Source organism: Vibrio sp. 03_296 (assembly GCF_002265885.1).
Map to the genome: position 1 here is coordinate 1 of NZ_NPKW01001197.1, position 1027 is coordinate 1027.

Consider the following 1027-nt stretch of genomic DNA (forward strand, 5'->3'; position numbering starts at 1 on the left):
CGCCCATTGGGACGTAGAGATGTCTTCCATCTTGCTATGACTCCACATGATTGAGTGTCTAGTGACTGCTTCTTGATATATTCAGTTCAGGCCTTCCCTTGAGTTGTACTTCCTCAAAGTACTATGCCTTCTGCTGACTTCTCATTACCCATCACACAACATCACTGCTGTATTAGTCTCATCTGAGACAGGCAATGAGATCTCCCGAGGTAAGACGTTGCTCTTTCCCTTGGTTATGCCTGATTTACCTATACACACTTCCCGTCGAGGCATTGGGCTGTTCTATCTATTGCTAGGTTACCCAAGTTGTACAGGCCTACTATCAGGTTTCTGTTCGTCACAACCAAGTTTTGCCGTTTGCTTCCTTTAGGTTTCACCTCACGGTGAACACCCTTGCATAGGCTAACGGTTCTCGCTCGACTGAGCCCGTAGAGGACTTTCACCTCCTAGATCAACGCCATGCTCGGCGCACAATGAAAAAGGCTCTGAACTTTCGTTCAGAGCCTTGGATATGGCAGGGGTGGAGAGATTCGAACTCCCAACACGCGGATTTGGAATCCGCTGCTCTGCCAATTGGAGCTACACCCCTGTAGTTCGTTTTTAATGAGACGACTCTCGAATAAGTGGCGGAGCGGACGGGACTCGAACCCGCGACCCCCGGCGTGACAGGCCGGTATTCTAACCAACTGAACTACCGCTCCGCACTGGTTAGACCTAAGTCTAAATTAAAAGCCTGGCGATGTTCTACTCTCACATGGGGAAACCCCACACTACCATCGACGCTATTTCGTTTCACTTCTGAGTTCGGAATGGGTTCAGGTGGGTCCAAAACGCTATGGTCGCCAAGCAAATTCTTAAAATTCGGAAAGCTGTTTGCGTTCTCTACACATTCAATTCGTTCTTGCTTTGAGTCCATCAAAACCCTTTGGGTGTTGTATGGTTAAGCCTCACGGGCAATTAGTACAGGTTAGCTCAACGCCTCACAGCGCTTACACACCCTGCCTATCAACGTTCTAGTCTCGAACAA

2 tRNA genes and 2 rRNA genes are annotated in these 1027 nt (G+C 48.7%); all 4 read right to left on the reverse strand.

The window, feature by feature from the left end:
• Positions 1-512: 512 nt before the first annotated feature.
• Positions 513-589 (reverse strand) — tRNA-Trp (locus CIK04_RS30920).
• A 35-nt stretch (positions 590-624) separates the two neighbouring features.
• Positions 625-701, reverse strand: a tRNA-Asp gene (locus CIK04_RS30925).
• A gap of 30 nt (positions 702-731) precedes the next feature.
• Positions 732-847, reverse strand: a 5S ribosomal RNA gene (gene rrf, locus CIK04_RS30930).
• 89 nt (positions 848-936) lie between these two features.
• Positions 937-1027: ribosomal RNA gene (locus CIK04_RS30935) — 23S ribosomal RNA — on the reverse strand; the annotation flags it as partial.